Here is a 16,539-nt window from a genome sequence, read left to right on the forward strand (position 1 = left end):
GCATGTGTTAGGCCTGCCGCCAGCGTTCAATCTGAGCCATGATCAAACTCTTCAATTAAAAGTTTTTGAAACCGAAGTTTCGTGCTCAATGAATTCTGTATAAATTGACTATATAGTCACTCATAAGAAATTGAGACTCTAATTCTTTTGCTCCTGAATCAAGAGCTGTTAGAACTCAATCTGTACGAGTGCCCACACAGATGATTGCTTCATATTTTTAAAGAACAATGTAACTAACCCTTGGTTAGTTACCGCAGCGTTGCTGCGAAGTGGAGCGCCATATTAACCGCTTCACTTTTAAAGTCAACTAGAAAATTTAATTTTTCTTAATTAAGCTTTCCGTTTAACTTTAACCTTCACTTTGGTTTGCGCTTTTCGTTGCATCCCGCCGTGTCAGTGGGTGCGCATTATAGGGAGATCCAAAATAGGATCAAGTGTTTTTTATAGAAAACTTAGAAAAAGAGCCTTTTCGAACAAAATAACGACAAAACATCTCAAAATAACATGCTCTGTAATCATATTTTAATCAAAATGACATATTTTTTCGAAGAGGACCTTAAGTATTGTACAAATCTGAGATCTTGCAAACATTTTCTCAGCACAATATCTATTGTGCTGAGATCTAATTTGATCAATAGAGAAGGCTATATAACTTACGGCGATAGGTAGCTGCAGTACTATCACCTTCAGGCAAAGAAGCGATAATATCTAAGAACCCTTTCTTTGCCTCGCCAAAAGACAAGTCCTTACTCAGAACTTTAAATAGAGAAGCCAACGCGTCTTCTTTTTTCCCAGCATCTACTTGTGCCTGGGCCAGCTGACAAACTAACTCTAAATTGTCAGGCGCTTCTTCAATTGCTTGGGTCAGCCGTTTTATTTCAGGTGATTCTTGAGCATCTTTCGCTTGCGTAAGCTTTGACTGCAAGTTGTTAAAGTAAGCATCCTTCTGATCTTCAGGGATCGTTCCTAACAACGCTTCTGCATCTTCTAGTTTTTGGATCTGAATACAAATATCAGCAAAAACTAAATTAACTCGGGAGTTACCCTTTGCGACGTCATAAGCTTGCTTAGCATTAGAATATGCGCTGTTCAGATCACCATTGGCCAAAGCTTGCTTAGCCTGTTCTAACAAAATGAGCTCGGGAGATGGAAGGTGTTCGGTCAGTACTTTAGTGAACTCTTCTTTACTTTTTGGACCTGCCAATACATCTACAGGTGAACCACCCTTTAAGACAACTACAGTGGGTAAAGCTTGAAGACCAACCTGTTGCGCTAACTGCCCAGCCAATGCTTGCTGTATATCACAATCCAAAGTGGCGATTGTAATACTACTTGCGTATTGAGTTGCCAATTCATCCAAGATTGCCGCTTGTGCAACGCAATCGGGATGCTGCGCACTAAAAAAGCTCAATAGCACAAGGTGATCAGGGCTAGTTGGCGCCAGCACTTGTTGAATGTTTTCTGGTGTTAATGTGATTTTATTTTCCATAACCGTGCATTCTTTAATTCAATTCTATTAGCTATATAGTGTCAGGTTTACACTTTACAAGCCAATTGTTATCAACTCTTTGTTTTAGTTTTTTGTCTTGGGCTCTTGCGACGTCCTTTACCTCCACCTCTTTTTTTAAAAGGACTTGGTGCCTCAACACCTTTAAGTGCATTTGTATTTATCGATCGAGATAAATTGACTAACTCTGAAAGTTCAGATTCAAGCGGTGTCATAAACTGCATGTAGGATGCGCTTTTGTGCGCAATATTTGTAAGTTGAGATTCCCATAACGCTGTCCTATCAGGCATAGATAAATGAACAGGGATCGTATTTATCAGCCCACTGCCTAATTGGGTTGATTTAATCGACTTTCCCTCACGTTTTAAAAAACCTCTTTTGAAAAGCAGTTCAATAATACCGGCTCTTGTTGCTTCAGTGCCCAATCCGTCTGTCTCTTTCAGAACTTTCTTTACATCTTTGTCTTTTACATACCGTGCGATGCCTGTCATCGCACTCAGAAGTGTCGCTTCAGTGAAAAAATTAGGGGGCTGTGTATTTTTCTCGATAACTACGCCATCAGTGCAATGTAGTGGCTCACCCACTTCCAGTGTGGGTAACTGAGTTTTCAACTCTGTGTCTGCTTTTTTACTCTTAAATAGAACTTTAAAACCTAAATTAAGCACGGTATCAGCTTTGGCGACAAAGTTTCCTCCAGCAATGACTAAATAGGCTTTGGTTTGCGAGTACTCATAAGCAGGGTAAAACTGTGCAAGATATTGTGTACAAATAAGGCCATAGACCTGTAGCTCCTGATGCCCTAATTGCGCTGACTTTAAGCATTTTTTGGTCGGAATAATCGCATGGTGTGCTTCAACTTTTTTGTCGTTCCAACACTTGCTCTTTAATGACGTATTCGCGTCTGTAACTAATTTCTCTTCACAGCCATTGTTATTGACCACTGCAGCCAGCACGTCATTGCGCTCAGAGTAGTGATCATTGGGCAAATAACGGTTATCCGATCTTGGATAAGTAATCAACTTGTGCTTTTCGTACAAAGCCTGACAAATATCTAGCACTTGCTTAGCAGACATCGAATAACGCTTGTTAGCATCTATCTGCAACGCTGATAGGTTGTATGGCAAAGGCGGGTTTTGTTTCTTAGGTACCTTGTCCAATTTTGTTAGTTCAGCAGGTTGATTCGTGATCCTTCTTGCTACGTTTTCCGCTAGCCCTTTAACAAGCACTCGATTTTCTTCATCCATGTAGGGTAAACATGCTTCACTTGGCTGCCACTTTGCTTCAAATTGCTCGCCACTTTCCTTTAATATTTTTGCCGTGACTTCATAGAAAGGCTTTGAAACAAAATTGGCTATTTCCTCATCGCGACGCACTACTAGCCCCAATACAGGTGTCTGCACGCGACCAATTGACAACACACCTTGTACACCCGCTTTTTGTCCTGCGAGTGTGAACGCTCTTGTCAAATTCATACCGTAAAGCCAATCGGCGCGAGATCTGGCTAATGCAGAGATACTTAATGCCATAAACTCTGTATTTGATTTGGACTTTTGCAGCGCTTTTTTAACAGCGTTCGGATTAAGGTCACTGATGAGTACACGTTCTACAGTAGACTTTTTAGCTTTAGAGAGTTTTGCCTCTTGAATCACTTCGTCAACAAGTAATTGCCCTTCTCTATCTGGGTCTCCTGCGTGAACCACCACTCCCGCGCTTTTTATCAACCTCTTTACCGTTGCAAGCTGCTTTTTAGTTTTTGGTTTTGCTTTAAATTTCCACTCTGAAGGCACAATGGGTAAATCTTGAATAGCCCATTTTTTATATCGAGGATCATAATCTTCTGGCTCTGCTTGTTCTAAGAGGTGGCCAATGCACCAAGTAACGCAATCACCATTCCCCACTTCAATGAACCCGTCTTGCTTTTTGTGTGGTTTAGGTAGTACCTCCGCAATGGCCCTACCTAAAGAAGGTTTTTCTGCAATATAAAGCTTCATATAACTAGTTAACTGTATATATTTACAGTTATTCTAGCTAAACCAGCACTATAAAGCCAGAACCAGTTTAGCTACATATAAAGTAAAGGCTAACTCCTAGGTTTTTAAGAAATTAAGCTGTTGATGCTTTTGTTCCATTAACTGGGTCATTGTGCTTGCTGCCTGTTCTACTTCATCTGCATAACCAGCCAGTTCCTTTGCGGCGTCAGCAATGCCCGTCATATTTATGTTTACTTCTTCAGTCACCATACTTTGTTCTTCAGCCGAAGTTGCTATCTGAGTTACTTCATGTGATATATTAGATAACTCAGACACCAATGAACTCATAGACGTAGCAGCTTTTTGACACAAGGTCGTTGCACTGTGGCCTTTGCTGACTGTTTTTTCAATAATCGCCTCAGAACCACTGATCTCATTCTGTAAGTTTTCTATCAATGTACTTATATCATCTGTTGAAGCTTGTGTTTTAGACGCCAACGATCTAACTTCGTCAGCCACCACCGCAAAACCACGACCTTGCTCGCCAGCCCGTGCCGCTTCTATAGCCGCATTTAACGCAAGCAAGTTAGTTTGCTCAGCTATTGACCGAATCACATCCAATATTTTAGATATATCTCCACTTCTTTCTGCCACACGTTGGAAAGCATCCTGAGCAACCGATACTTGCTCAGCGATTTCATCAACAGTTTGGGTTGTATGCACTATATCTTGCTCACAGCTTTGGACCGTCTTTACCGCACTGTCTGTTGTCATCGCGGCCTGCTCCGACGCCCTAGCAACCTCGCCGGCAGTAGCACTTAACTCATTAATAGCTGTAACCACATTGTCGACCTCAATATGCTGGTTAGATACTTTATTCTTTATATTTATTGCAGCCTCAGTCGTAACATGTGATTGCTGGTAAGATTGATGTGCCAACGCTTTAAGGTCTTCAATCATACCTCGTAGTTTATTTGTGAAACGGTTAAAGCCTGCAGCTAAAGAGATCAGCTCTGCATGGTGACTCACTTCTAATTGATGAGTAAGGTCCCCTTCGCTTGATGCTAAATTGTCAACGCGAGATTCAATATAAGATAAAGGCCCAGTAATTGTATTGATTAAAAACAGACTAAAACCGATTGCGACAGCAACCACGATAAGGCCAAGAAAAGTCATCCAAACACCCAAATCATTAGCAGACTCATAGAGTTGCTCGCTAATAATATACGCAGATGCCATAACTTTCTCTTTTGGCACTTGAATAACTAATGACCAAGTGGCGCCAGCCAACTCTATATGCACAGGCACAGAGATAACAATATCGTCTTCCACTTCGGTATAACCACTGCCTTTGTGAAGCGTCAAGAGATTTTGCGCTAGGTTTTTATCAATCACTTCTGCTAAAGGCCTGCCAAGGGATCCTGCATGATGACTCGCTCCCGCAATTAAGCCTATTTCACTGAGCAAAGACACTTGTGCTTTTCCGTCATACAATGAGGAAGACAATTCTTCTACTAACTTCTGTAATTCAGGCAGATTTACATCTACGCCGATTAGCCCTATAAATCGATTTCTATTTTGAATGGGTACTGTCAACGAAGTCATCAGCATGCTGTTGCCTGGAGAGATTTCGTACACATAAGGCTCCATCATACAGGGCGTGTTGTTATCTCGAGCACATAGGTACCACTCAGACTCACGGATCCCAAACTCATTGCGCGTGTCACTATACTTTGCATCCGCTGATTCTATTTGGTGTTGAACAACACCGCTACTTTCAAGGGTAAAGTAAAGCTCTAAGGACCCAGCTCCAGGCGCCGAGTGAGATGCACCGCCAATGAATTGAGCGTCTTTTTGGTCATAAGCATTTTTCTCAAAATGGCTGTAAATTGAAGAAACGTTGCCGTTTTTGTTTATCGCGCCGCGTAATAACGCTTCTACACCAGACCTTTCTAACGGACTGTTTAAAGTTGCTTCGATTGCCCCTGCAAGTGAACTGGGAATACGATAAGCTTCATTTAGGTAACTTGATATCTGTTGGCTGTAAAACTGCCCTTTGGACACTAATCCTGCTCTGATTTCTTTTAAGACTAATGCTTGTACCTGCTCACTTTGTATTTCATTTTCTTCTTGCAAGTGAAGCCAAGTCGTCATAACAAGGATCACAATAATAGCGACAACTAACGCGGTAACAAATAACATCAGCTTTTTTTTAATAGACATCTGCTGCATATACGACCTTATACTTATCTGAATTCCCTAATGTGCAATGAGTCATATAATTAATGCTTATTGCAAGTTTCAAAGCTTATAAAAATCAAGAAATATTATATTTAACATATTTTAAATTTATGAATTTTTTAAACTTAATTCATGAAAAGACAATTCGCAAGAACAAAATAAACATGGAAGAATATTCTTGGCTGGGGAATGTTGATACAAAAAGCTCGACTGAAAGTCGAGCTTTTTCATGAAGTTTCTAGTCTTCTTCTATATTCTCTTTACCGGTTGTTTTCTCTGTGGAGTCAATCCGGTGATGAATTGCTGACTTAATAAGCATATAGCCACTAATCGGTGCAGTAATAAGTAAAAATAGAGAAATTAAAATTTCTTTTAAAGTAAACCCATCACCATACTGGCTAAAATACGCCATTGCAGCAAACAGCAAACAAGCCATCCCAAGTGTGGTTGCCTTTGTCGGGCCATGTAGGCGCATAAAAAAGTCTGGCATTTTAACTAAACCAATAGAACCCACCAAAACCAGTGCACCGCCCATCAAAAGCAAAATTGAAATTACAATATCCATCAATTGCCCTTACTCGATAATGTCGCCACGAAGCAAATATTTACACACTGCAACTGTACTTACAAAGCCCAGTAAAGCTATCAATAGTGCTGCTTCAAAATACAACGATGTGCCCATACTCATACCATATAAAATGATCAGCGCAATTGTGTTGATATACATTGTATCCAACGCCAATATTCTGTCAGGTACAGAAGGACCCACGACTAAACGCCATAAGTTTAGCAACAAAGCTAAACCAATCATGGCAAAAACAATTAAGATGATCGTATCTAACATTCAAAGATCTCCTTTAAAGGCGCTTCATAACGAGATTTGATAGTCTTGATAAGCGCTTCTTCATCATCTAGATCCAAGACATGGATCAATAAGAACTTCTGACATGCTTCGTTTTCGTTTTCAAGCGTTTCAGGCCATGGATAAACTTCTGCACTGACGGTACCTGGTGTCAACGAAACGGTACTTGCCAAAATTGTAATTGGCATAGATTCTTGTAAATCCAAAGGCACTTTTACGAAACCCGGTTTAAGCTTTTTTGTTGGGCCAAGTATTTTTATCGCGACCTCAATGTTGGCTGTCAAGATATCGTATAACACCAACATTAAATGCCTTAAAGCACGAAATGGTCTGACTACAAGTGGCTGCTTGGTTCTAAATGGATGAGTGATCAAAGGGATCACTATCGCCAAAACTAAACCAAGCACGATATGTCCTAGCGCAACGGTGTTATTAAGTAACAACCACACCAAAAATAACAATAGGCTCCTAAAAGGCGTTGGGAGCCATCTGTATTTAGCTTCTAATCTCATTTTACTTGCCTCCTAATACATGTTGAATAAGGCCGTAAAAATTATGTAGTTCTACCGCAGCAAATTGGGCATAGTCAGACATTGGACCTGCGAAAATCACCATCAGAGGCGATGCAGCAACAAGTAACAGTACAGCTATAACTTGTACAGGGTGTGCTTTTTCTTCCGTATTAGCTTCACCTTTACCTGTGTGGTGCCAAAATACCGTACTACCAGCCTTAGAAACAGACACTAATACCGCAAAGCTTGCTATCAAGTAAATGGGCCAAAACCAGTGGCCATGTGTTGACTCAAATGTAGACTTTAGAATCCAAACTTTTCCGACAAAACCTGACAAAGGAGGCATGCCAATAACCGTAACCGCGGCAAATATAAACGCACCACCTAAAAATAAAGGCTGAGCAACTGGACGTCCAGCGGTGATCCTATCTGCAACTTTACCTCTTTGCCTACTGACTAAATCAGCAATCAAGAACAGCGCTGCAGAGACCAATGTAGAGTGAACTAAATAGTATATTGCGGCTGCACTGCTATCTATGGTTTGTGCAGCAACCAGAGCAACCAACGTACCCACAGATACAACCACTAAATTAGCCACCATCTTTCTGAGGTCTTGGCTTGCAAGTACACCAATCGCACCCATTACAATTGTCGCGATTGCCAACCACCAAAGCCAATGTTGTGCCATATGGCTTAATTCACCTGCTTGCTCGCCAAAGATCAAGGTATAAACACGCATCATTGAATACACACCTACCTTGGTCATGATTGCAAATAATGCCGCAACCACAGGCATGGCCGTTGAGTAAGTATTTGGTAGCCACAAGTGGAGTGGCAGTAATGCACCTTTTAGAGCAAAGACAACAAGCAGCAATAAGCCACCTATTTTTGCAAGATAAACGTCATCACCTTGCAACTCCATAACTCTGGTAGCCATATCAGCCATATTTAGTGTGCCGAGTGTGCCGTATAGAATGCCCAATGCAATTAGGAATACAGAAGAACCCACTAGGTTTAAAATGACATACTGTAAAGCGGCGCGCGTATTTCGTTTGTCTCCACCATGCATCAGTAGAGAATATGAAGCAATGAGTAAGACTTCGAAGAAAACGAATAAGTTAAATGCATCGCCTGTTAAAAACGCACCATTGACACCCAAAATTAAAAAATGCAGTAACGGATGGAAAAAACTGCCCTGCTCATCATCTCCTGCGCAACTATACAAGGCACACACCAAACCTAAAAATGAGGTCAGGGATACCAACAGTGTCGAAAGAGGATCGGCTACAAGGACGATACCAAATGGGGCAGACCAATCACCGATTGCGTATACTTGTGTACCGTGTGTTTTAACATACGCCAGTAAGCTTACTGACGCCACTGTGCTCACAAGCCCCATCAAAACAGAAACATAACGTCTTATTTGAAGGTTTTTTCCACATGGCGGCATCAACATTAAGATTGCCGCCAACATTGGCAATAAGACAGGTAAAGATGTTAAATGTTGACTCATGCTTTACCCTGCTCCTTAGCTTGTCGAGAAACAGCCTTTGGCTTATCTGGTACAGTGCCATTTACGTGGTCGTTGCCTAAATCAGCACGACCACGTATCGCTAATATCACCACAAACGCAGTCATTGCAAAGCCGATTACTATGGCAGTTAACACTAGCGCCTGAGGTAGAGGATCGGCATAGCTTTCACTATAACCCAATACTGCAGCTTGGTTCATCGACAGTCTTCCCGATGCAAATAAAAACAAGTTCACGGCATAAGAAAGCATTGTCAACCCGAGCACGACAGGAAAAGTCCTAGCGCGCAAAATCATAAATACACCGCAAGCTACAAGTAAGCCTACGCATGAAGAATACAAAAGCTCCATTAAATGTTTACCTCTTCTTTCGATGTATTTGCTGTGACCTTACCTAAACTCGCTAAGATCATCAGGGTTGCACCAACAACGGTGATGTATACACCTAAATCAAATACTAAGGCACTGGCGAGTTCAATTTCGCCAATCAAAGGAATATCAAAATAATCAAACCATGTTGTTAGGAACGGTCGGCCAAATACCCAACTTCCAAGTCCAGACAACAGAGCAATAGCAATGCCCGAGGCAATTATCTTTCTGTAATTCAAAGTGAAGCGTTCTGCAATCCAATTAGAACCGTGCGCGATGTATTGCAAAATAAATGCAATCGCTGTGACTAGACCCGCAATGAATCCACCGCCAGGTAAGTTGTGCCCACGTAGGAAAATATAGAAAGACACTAACAATGCAAGTGGTAATAAGCTTTGCGAGATAGACGCAAGTAATAACGGATAACGCTCTTTAGCCCAAGGCCTGCCTTCAGAGTCACTTCCAGGCATAAATAACGGCAGATGGATAATTAACTTATAAATGCCCAATGCTGCGATCCCAAGCACGACGATTTCACCTAAGGTATCAAAACCACGGAAGTCCACTAGGATCACGTTTACGACATTCGTGCCACCACCACCGGTTTTCGCATTCGCCACAAAGAAATCGGAAATCGACGTTAATGGGCGCGTAATAAGTGCATAGCAAATACTGCCGACAATGACACCGATTGCAGAAGCAATTCCTAAGTCTCTCAAAGTGCGAATTGAGCTTGATTCCTTAGGCGTTTTTTGCGGCAAAAAGAACAATGCCAACATTAATAGAATAATGGTAACAACTTCTACTGTGAGCTGAGTGAGCGCAAGGTCAGGGGCAGAAAAACGCGTAAATGCAACAGATACCATTAACCCAACAACAGAAATCATCAGCAGCGCAACCATACGAGTTCGGTGCCATATTACCGTACCAATCGCACCTATCATGAGTAAGCCTGCACCAATACCATTATGTATATCAACCGGAGTTAGCTGGTTTTCACCAACTAGCTGACTCATTTCAAACAGTGGCCAGCCTGCGCTTAATAGAACGACTAATAGCATGAGCATTAAATAACGCTGAAGAGAGCCATTCTCAATGGCACTGATTTTATTTTGGCACCATGTCACCACTGAGTGCATGGTTTTTTCAAAGCCTTTTTTCGCATTAATAGGCGGCAAAGAAGCTTGGAATTGGAATAAGTATCTACGCTGAGTGTAAATTAACAAACCACCACAAACGGCTATAGCACTCATCAATAATGGTAAGTTGAGGCCGTGCCAAATTGCGATATAAAACTCAGGCGGTTCAGTTCCCAGTACAGAACCAGAGGCAAGCTGCAAAATACCGTCTACCACAAAGTTAGGGAACATACCGACGATTAAACACAACGCGACCAGTATTTCAATTGGCACACGCATATAACGCGGGGCTTCATGAGGCTCTTTTGGTAAATCAACTGGATCGCCATTAAAGAACACGTCATGAATAAAGCGCGCTGAATATGCTACGGAGAATGCCCCTGCAATCGTCGCCAAAATTGGAATTAGCCATGACATTGACCCAAGTAATTGCTGATGTAAAGTCTCAGCGAAGAACATCTCTTTCGAAAGGAAACCATTGAGTAAAGGCACACCTGCCATTGAAGCAGCTGCAACCATTGCTAACGTTGCGGTATAAGGCATAAATCGCCACATACCATTAAGTTTACGCATGTCTCGAGTACCCGTTTCATGATCAATGATACCCGTTGCCATAAACAGAGACGCTTTAAACGTTGCATGGTTGATAATATGGAAAATGGCAGCCACAGTAGCCAACTCGGTATCAAGACCAAGCAATAAAGTAATTAAACCAAGGTGACTGATAGTCGAGAAGGCTAAGAGGCCTTTTAGATCATGCTTAAATAACGCAATGTAAGCACCGACTAATAAAGTCACTAAGCCCGTCAAGCCGACTAAGATAAACCAAATTTCAGTACCCGCTAACGCTGGATAGAAACGCGCTAGCAAGAAGATACCAGCTTTAACCATCGTCGCCGAGTGCAAGTATGCACTAACTGGCGTAGGTGCAGCCATAGCGTGAGGCAACCAGAAATGAAATGGAAATTGCGCTGACTTAGTAAATGCACCAAGTAAAACCAATACCAATGCGACTTCATACAGACTGTGAGATTGAATAAGTTCACGGCTAGCAAGAATAATATCTAAGTCATAACTGCCAACAATATGACCAAGTAATAACAGACCGGCTAGCAATGCCAAGCCACCACCACCGGTGATAGCCAACGCCATTTTTGCACCCTTGCGAGCTTCCGATTTATGCCACCAATAGCTGATCAACAAAAACGAGCTTATACTGGTTAATTCCCAAAATACCCATAGTTGGATCACATTGTTAGACATAACAATACCCAACATTGCCGTCATAAACAGCATTAGGTATGCGTACAGCTTGGGCATTGAATCATTTTCACTCAGGTAATAGCGGGCATAAATAATAACTAATATACCAATACCTAAGATCATAAAAACAAACAAAAGTGCCAATCCATCCAAACGGAAAGACACGTCCAGATCGAGTATCGGTACCCAATCTAAAGTAGCGCGGATCGCTTCCCCAGCAAATACTGCGGGAGCTAAATTGATGGCCAGTAAAAGGGCCACAGTGGGTGCAATCAAGGTGATTGCAGTCGACTGATTGCGAGATAGCTTACCTGTAAATGAAGAGAGTAAACTGCCTAACAAGGATATCAAGGGTATCCAAAGCAAAGTCATAAAGAAGCCTTATATCTTCGATGCCGTTCATCACTATTAAACGCACGTTATGATTAAGTTATGGCGATCGTGTTCTGTTTATTTTTTACGTGCATTTTTATCACACATAACGTCTACCAGTTATACTTTATTAGTGTTTGACTTGTCTAGGGTTTCACATACTGGCTGTTGAAATTCTAGACAAAATTAACAAACAATTCAGACTCCATTCATAAATTGAGCGCTCATTTAACTAAAGCTGGATCTCTATTGGCAAGTTTATGGTAATAAACTTGATAATCGCTTGGCTCCAATAAACTATGCTCCAATGCCTTTAACCATAAACCTAAATATTGGTTTGACAAGTCAATTGCATGATATTCCATTTTTGATTGTGCTTTACTCGGTTTGTATGATGGCAACTTCCCATGTAAGCAGGTTTTGCTCGCATACCAATTTTTTGGCGGACGCTTTCCCACATATAGATTTGGTGCCTTAAAGCCAGTTGAGGCACACAGCCATTTCGCTTTGTTGGCTGGCACAGGATATTCATCTTCAAAATGCGTAAAGTGCATCAGCTCATGTATAAATAACGCCAGTCCATGGTTATGATTCAAAGTCATAATTCCATGTCGTACATTCGCAAGCCCAGATTGTTCAGACATAATTACCAAATGACGCGCCTTAGATACAACAGTGTTAGCAAACTTTGTGGTATCTAATATCTTTGCCAAGTTACATTGAATAAACTGCCCAGATTCCCCCTGACACTGTACTAACTCTCCAACATAAACCGGTTTACTGAGACAATACGGTAACCGCTTGTGTAACTCACTCTGCTCATAAGCTCGCTTCAGTTCTTCAAGTTTGAAGGTACTTTCTAATGTGCTACTCAATAATGCGATGTGATGAACACACTGCTGAGGGCCCTCGATAAGCGTATTTAATGTGGTGATGCCGAGTTGAGACAACACATCCTGATTTAAACCCTTGACGCCTTTGCCCTGTGCAAGCTGACTCAGAGTATAATAAGGCTCAATGGCTGGTTGAACGGTAAATATATCAGCAATAGCCTGATAGCGCTTTTGCAGCTGAAGTAACCCGAGCATTCTACTCTGCATTGACTTATCTACATCACGCCAATATCTATCAATGAGCAACTGGGCTTGTCGATGCTTTTGCTGTTCGGTTAAACGTATCGCCCATTCAAATGCAAAATGCGCAAAACCCTTATCGCGAAGTCGTCGTACTTGTTTGTTCGACATACGGTGGGAAAGTTTTGACAGTTCAGAGTAAATCGGTGAAGAAGAATTTAGATTTTGACTGATACGGGTAACTAGACTCTCCAGCTGATCGTCACTTAAACTTTTAAAGCTATGGTTATAATGGCTGCTGCTAGGAACAGCCACAATCACGAATGCGAAGAATAAAACCCATCTATGAAACATGGCTTTAGCTGGATGCGTTAGCCAATTGTTCTTCCCTGATTAACCTGAGTTCCAATCGCGCATATTTATGCTCTACAAATTCAAAAACATTTGTGGCCAACGTCAACCTGAAAAATTCAGCCGCTTTCAAGTTATTACCATTTGCCCTGTAACGCTTAGCAATATAAAAATAAGCTTCGCATAAACGCTCTGCATACTCTTTTTGTGATTTGACACCCTGCGAAACTTGCGCCAAAAATTGTGTTTCGCTGACCTCATTTAAATACAACTTAACCAGTTGTGTAGACCAAATCTCATCGCTCAATGCAGCACTATTTTTCTGCAAAGATATTTTCGCGGCCTCAGGGTCAACGGCACGCTCTCCAATAAACAGCCACATAACACGATATGCATCGTCAGGGGCATTTGCAAGAAAGCGCTTAAAGTCATCTACAGCAAGCTCTGGTCGACTGCCGTAATATAGCGCTATACCACGATTCAGATATGCATAATCATAACTGCTGTCCAGTTCTAGAACCGAGTCAAAACGTTCGTACGCCTCTCCATATTCTTGCCTCAAAGTATGATGTATGCCTAAAAAATTATAAACTTCTGCCATGTCTGGCTGCAATTTCAATGCACGATTAAAATCTATTTGTGCTAATTGAGATTGGCCAAGGCTGTCGTACAGTTTGCCGCGAATATGGTATAGCTCTGCTCGTTGTGAACGCGTCAGTTCTGGACTATTTAAGAGCTCACTGTATCGTGCAATCTCTATTTGCGTGCGAGGGTTAGCCTGAAGAGGCTCAGTGAAAGGAATTGGCAGTACTGATTGGGTTACCTGTTGCTGTGTACTCTGACAGCCCATTAAGCTTAGTCCTAGCAAAGGTATTAATAAAAATCTCAAGATATGTCCCTCATTGGGCTAGAAAGTGCGTGTCTAGGGCCATTAAAGCACAAAAAAAGGGGCCATTCAGCCCCTTTTAACGAAACATATTGTTTCTTTACAAATTATTACTCACCTTTAGGTGCTGGCTCAGCAGCAGGCTCAGAAGGCTCTAGCGCTTCTTTGATGCTCAGGCGAACACGACCTTGGCGGTCAACTTCTAGTACTTTAACTTTAACTTCTTGACCAACTTTAAGGTGGTCAGAGACATTGTTAACGCGCTCTTTGCTGATTTGAGAAATGTGAACAAGGCCATCTTTACCTGGAAGTACGTTCACGAATGCACCAAAATCTACGATGCGAGCAACTTTACCGTTGTAGATTGTGCCCACTTCTAGTTCAGCTGTCAGTGCTTCGATGCGTGAAATTGCTTCTTTTGCACTGTTACCATTGGTTGCAGCAATCTTAACTGTACCGTCATCTTCGATTTCGATAGTTGTGTCAGTTTCTTCAGTTAGCTGACGGATTGTTGCACCACCTTTACCGATTACGTCTGCAATCTTCTTCGGTGGAATGTTCATAGTGTAAATACGTGGCGCGAATTCAGATAGCTCTTGTGAAGGCGCTGCAATTGCTTGGTCCATTACACTAAGAATGTGCATACGTGCTGCTTTAGCTTGACGTAGTGCGATCTGCATTATTTCTTTTGTGATACCTTCAATCTTGATATCCATTTGAAGTGCAGTTACACCCGCGCTACTACCCGCAACTTTAAAGTCCATGTCACCTAAGTGATCTTCGTCACCAAGAATGTCTGAAAGAACTACGAAGTCTTCGCCTTCTTTAACTAGACCCATCGCGATACCAGCAACAGATGCTTTAACAGGTACACCTGCATCCATTAGTGCCAATGAAGTACCACACACAGATGCCATTGAAGATGAACCGTTTGACTCTGTAATTTCAGATACAACACGTACTGAGTATGGGAATTCTTCTAGGCTTGGCATTACAGCTTGAACACCGCGCTTAGCTAGGTTACCGTGGCCGATTTCACGACGCTTTGGAGAACCAATGAAGCCAGTTTCACCCACACAGAACGGAGGGAAGTTGTAGTGAAGCATAAAGTGATGCTTGTGAGTACCCACTAAGTCATCCATCATCTGTGCGTCACGCTCAGTACCTAAAGTCGCAGTAACTAACGCCTGAGTTTCACCACGAGTGAAGATTGCTGAACCGTGAGTACGCGGAAGCACGCCAGTCATCACGTCTAGAGCACGAACCATGTCTGGTTCACGACCATCGATACGCTTTTCACCCGAGATGATGCGACCACGAACAATTTTCTTCTCTAGAGAGCTGAATAGTTTACCCACTTCTTGCTCATCTAAATCTTCGCCTTCAGCAAGCTCTGCTGTTAGCTTCTCTAAAACTTCAGCTTTAGCTTCAGAAAGCGAGTCTTTACGTGCAACTTTGTCAGTAATGCGGTATGCATCGCCTACTTTTTGCTCTGCAATTGCTGCAACTTTGTCAGCTAATGCAACATTTTTCTCAGGAGCAGTCCACTCCCAATCAGGCTTGCCAGCTTCTGCTTTGAATTCTTCAATCGCTTTGATGATTGCTTGAGACTGGTCGTGACCATATACAACCGCGCCTAACATTTCTTCTTCAGTTAGGATTTCAGCTTCTGACTCAACCATTAGTACTGCATTTTCAGTACCTGCTACCACAAGGTCTAGCTTACTTTCAGCTAATTCCGTTACAGTCGGGTTAAGTACATATTGACCATTGATGTAACCAACACGCGCTGCACCGATTGGGCCATTGAATGGCACACCAGAAATTGCTAGCGCTGCAGAAGTACCGATCAACGCAACCATATCAGGCTGAATTTCAGGATCTGAAGAAACAACTGTCGCGATAACTTGAACTTCGTTCACGAAACCGTCTGGGAATAGTGGACGAATTGGACGGTCAATTAGACGCGCTGTCAGAGTTTCTGAATCAGAAGGACGACCCTCACGCTTCAAGAAACCACCTGGGATACGACCCGCTGCGTACATTTTTTCTTGGTAGTTAACAGTAAGAGGGAAGAAGTCCTGACCAGGCGCTGCTTCACGCTTACCAACAACAGTCACTAGTACTGATGTGTCACCGATGCTTGCTAAAACCGCACCGTCAGCCTGACGCGCGATTGCACCTGTTTCCAGAGTCACTGTATGTTGACCAAGTTGGAACTCTTTAATTATTGCTTGCACAAAATATTCCTTAATAAATATATTAAAACGCCAACAACAACCAATTACAGTCTTAAATAGAACAACCAAAAACCTTGGTACTCATATAGATCTACTTAAGCACTACAATTGGCAGAAGTATCGGCGCTTGCCTAGCACAATGCTAGAACGAGGGTAAGTATACTGCTAGTACACGCACAAAAAAAGGGGCGAAGTCGCCCCTTTTTTATTGTCGGATAAAAATC

General features: G+C 42.1%; 12 protein-coding genes. All 12 read right to left on the minus strand.

All coding sequences use genetic code 11. The features are described from left to right. Nucleotides 1–631 precede the first annotated feature (631 nt). Nucleotides 632–1,489: a tetratricopeptide repeat protein gene (locus tag A7985_RS15015; RefSeq protein ID WP_065791287.1), complete on the minus strand. Its 858-nt coding sequence runs from the start codon at nucleotides 1,487–1,489 to the stop codon at nucleotides 632–634. 71 nt (nucleotides 1,490–1,560) lie between these two features. Continuing rightward, complete coding sequence (locus A7985_RS15020) at nucleotides 1,561–3,498, minus strand: DNA topoisomerase III (protein WP_065791288.1); 1,938 nt, start codon at nucleotides 3,496–3,498, stop codon at nucleotides 1,561–1,563. A gap of 96 nt (nucleotides 3,499–3,594) precedes the next feature. Next, complete coding sequence (locus A7985_RS15025; RefSeq protein WP_065791289.1) at nucleotides 3,595–5,709, minus strand: methyl-accepting chemotaxis protein; 2,115 nt, start codon at nucleotides 5,707–5,709, stop codon at nucleotides 3,595–3,597. A 247-nt stretch (nucleotides 5,710–5,956) separates the two neighbouring features. Next, nucleotides 5,957–6,283, minus strand: coding sequence for a Na+/H+ antiporter subunit G (locus A7985_RS15035; RefSeq protein ID WP_176716756.1), 327 nt, complete (start codon nucleotides 6,281–6,283; stop codon nucleotides 5,957–5,959). A gap of 9 nt (nucleotides 6,284–6,292) precedes the next feature. Then, nucleotides 6,293–6,562, minus strand: a complete 270-nt coding sequence (locus tag A7985_RS15040; protein WP_063370914.1) for a K+/H+ antiporter subunit F — start codon at nucleotides 6,560–6,562, stop codon at nucleotides 6,293–6,295. Further along, nucleotides 6,556–7,092, minus strand: a complete 537-nt coding sequence (locus A7985_RS15045) for a Na+/H+ antiporter subunit E (protein WP_065791292.1) — start codon at nucleotides 7,090–7,092, stop codon at nucleotides 6,556–6,558. Before A7985_RS15045 ends, A7985_RS15040 begins: the two co-directional genes overlap by 7 nt. Before the next feature lies 1 nt (nucleotide 7,093). After that, complete coding sequence (locus A7985_RS15050; RefSeq protein ID WP_065791293.1) at nucleotides 7,094–8,605, minus strand: monovalent cation/H+ antiporter subunit D; 1,512 nt, start codon at nucleotides 8,603–8,605, stop codon at nucleotides 7,094–7,096. Further along, complete coding sequence (locus A7985_RS15055) at nucleotides 8,602–8,973, minus strand: Na+/H+ antiporter subunit C (RefSeq protein WP_063370911.1); 372 nt, start codon at nucleotides 8,971–8,973, stop codon at nucleotides 8,602–8,604. The genes A7985_RS15050 and A7985_RS15055 overlap by 4 nt, the downstream gene beginning before the upstream one ends. Beyond that, entirely contained in the window at nucleotides 8,973–11,765 is a 2,793-nt protein-coding gene (locus A7985_RS15060; RefSeq protein ID WP_065791294.1) for a monovalent cation/H+ antiporter subunit A, read from the minus strand. Before A7985_RS15060 ends, A7985_RS15055 begins: the two co-directional genes overlap by 1 nt. Nucleotides 11,766–11,989: 224 nt before the next feature. After that, nucleotides 11,990–13,192 (minus strand): hypothetical protein, encoded by a 1,203-nt coding sequence (locus A7985_RS15065; RefSeq protein WP_065791295.1) that lies wholly within the window; start codon nucleotides 13,190–13,192, stop codon nucleotides 11,990–11,992. A gap of 4 nt (nucleotides 13,193–13,196) precedes the next feature. Beyond that, nucleotides 13,197–14,078, minus strand: a complete 882-nt coding sequence (gene nlpI, locus A7985_RS15070) for a lipoprotein NlpI (RefSeq protein WP_081310596.1) — start codon at nucleotides 14,076–14,078, stop codon at nucleotides 13,197–13,199. 107 nt (nucleotides 14,079–14,185) lie between these two features. Beyond that, the gene (gene pnp / locus A7985_RS15075) at nucleotides 14,186–16,315 is read right to left on the minus strand and encodes a polyribonucleotide nucleotidyltransferase (protein ID WP_065791297.1); all 2,130 of its coding nucleotides are present in this window, start codon (nucleotides 16,313–16,315) and stop codon (nucleotides 14,186–14,188) included. Between the last annotated feature and the right edge of the window lie 224 nt (nucleotides 16,316–16,539).

This window comes from Pseudoalteromonas luteoviolacea (assembly GCF_001696455.1).
GTDB classification, from domain to species: Bacteria; Pseudomonadota; Gammaproteobacteria; order Enterobacterales; family Alteromonadaceae; genus Pseudoalteromonas; species Pseudoalteromonas luteoviolacea_C.

What these genes read in the sequence shown, in the direction of transcription:
- A7985_RS15065 (WP_065791295.1), bottom strand. Translation starts at nt 13,192, where the DNA reads ATGTTTCATAGATGGGTTTTATTCTTCGCATTCGTGATTGTGGCTGTT.
- A7985_RS15045 (WP_065791292.1), bottom strand. Translation starts at nt 7,092, where the DNA reads ATGAGATTAGAAGCTAAATACAGATGGCTCCCAACGCCTTTTAGGAGC.
- A7985_RS15055 (WP_063370911.1), bottom strand. Translation starts at nt 8,973, where the DNA reads ATGGAGCTTTTGTATTCTTCATGCGTAGGCTTACTTGTAGCTTGCGGT.
- A7985_RS15015 (WP_065791287.1), bottom strand. Translation starts at nt 1,489, where the DNA reads ATGGAAAATAAAATCACATTAACACCAGAAAACATTCAACAAGTGCTG.
- A7985_RS15040 (WP_063370914.1), bottom strand. Translation starts at nt 6,562, where the DNA reads ATGTTAGATACGATCATCTTAATTGTTTTTGCCATGATTGGTTTAGCT.
- A7985_RS15050 (WP_065791293.1), bottom strand. Translation starts at nt 8,605, where the DNA reads ATGAGTCAACATTTAACATCTTTACCTGTCTTATTGCCAATGTTGGCG.
- A7985_RS15060 (WP_065791294.1), bottom strand. Translation starts at nt 11,765, where the DNA reads ATGACTTTGCTTTGGATACCCTTGATATCCTTGTTAGGCAGTTTACTC.
- A7985_RS15035 (WP_176716756.1), bottom strand. Translation starts at nt 6,283, where the DNA reads ATGGATATTGTAATTTCAATTTTGCTTTTGATGGGCGGTGCACTGGTT.
- A7985_RS15020 (WP_065791288.1), bottom strand. Translation starts at nt 3,498, where the DNA reads ATGAAGCTTTATATTGCAGAAAAACCTTCTTTAGGTAGGGCCATTGCG.
- A7985_RS15025 (WP_065791289.1), bottom strand. Translation starts at nt 5,709, where the DNA reads ATGCAGCAGATGTCTATTAAAAAAAAGCTGATGTTATTTGTTACCGCG.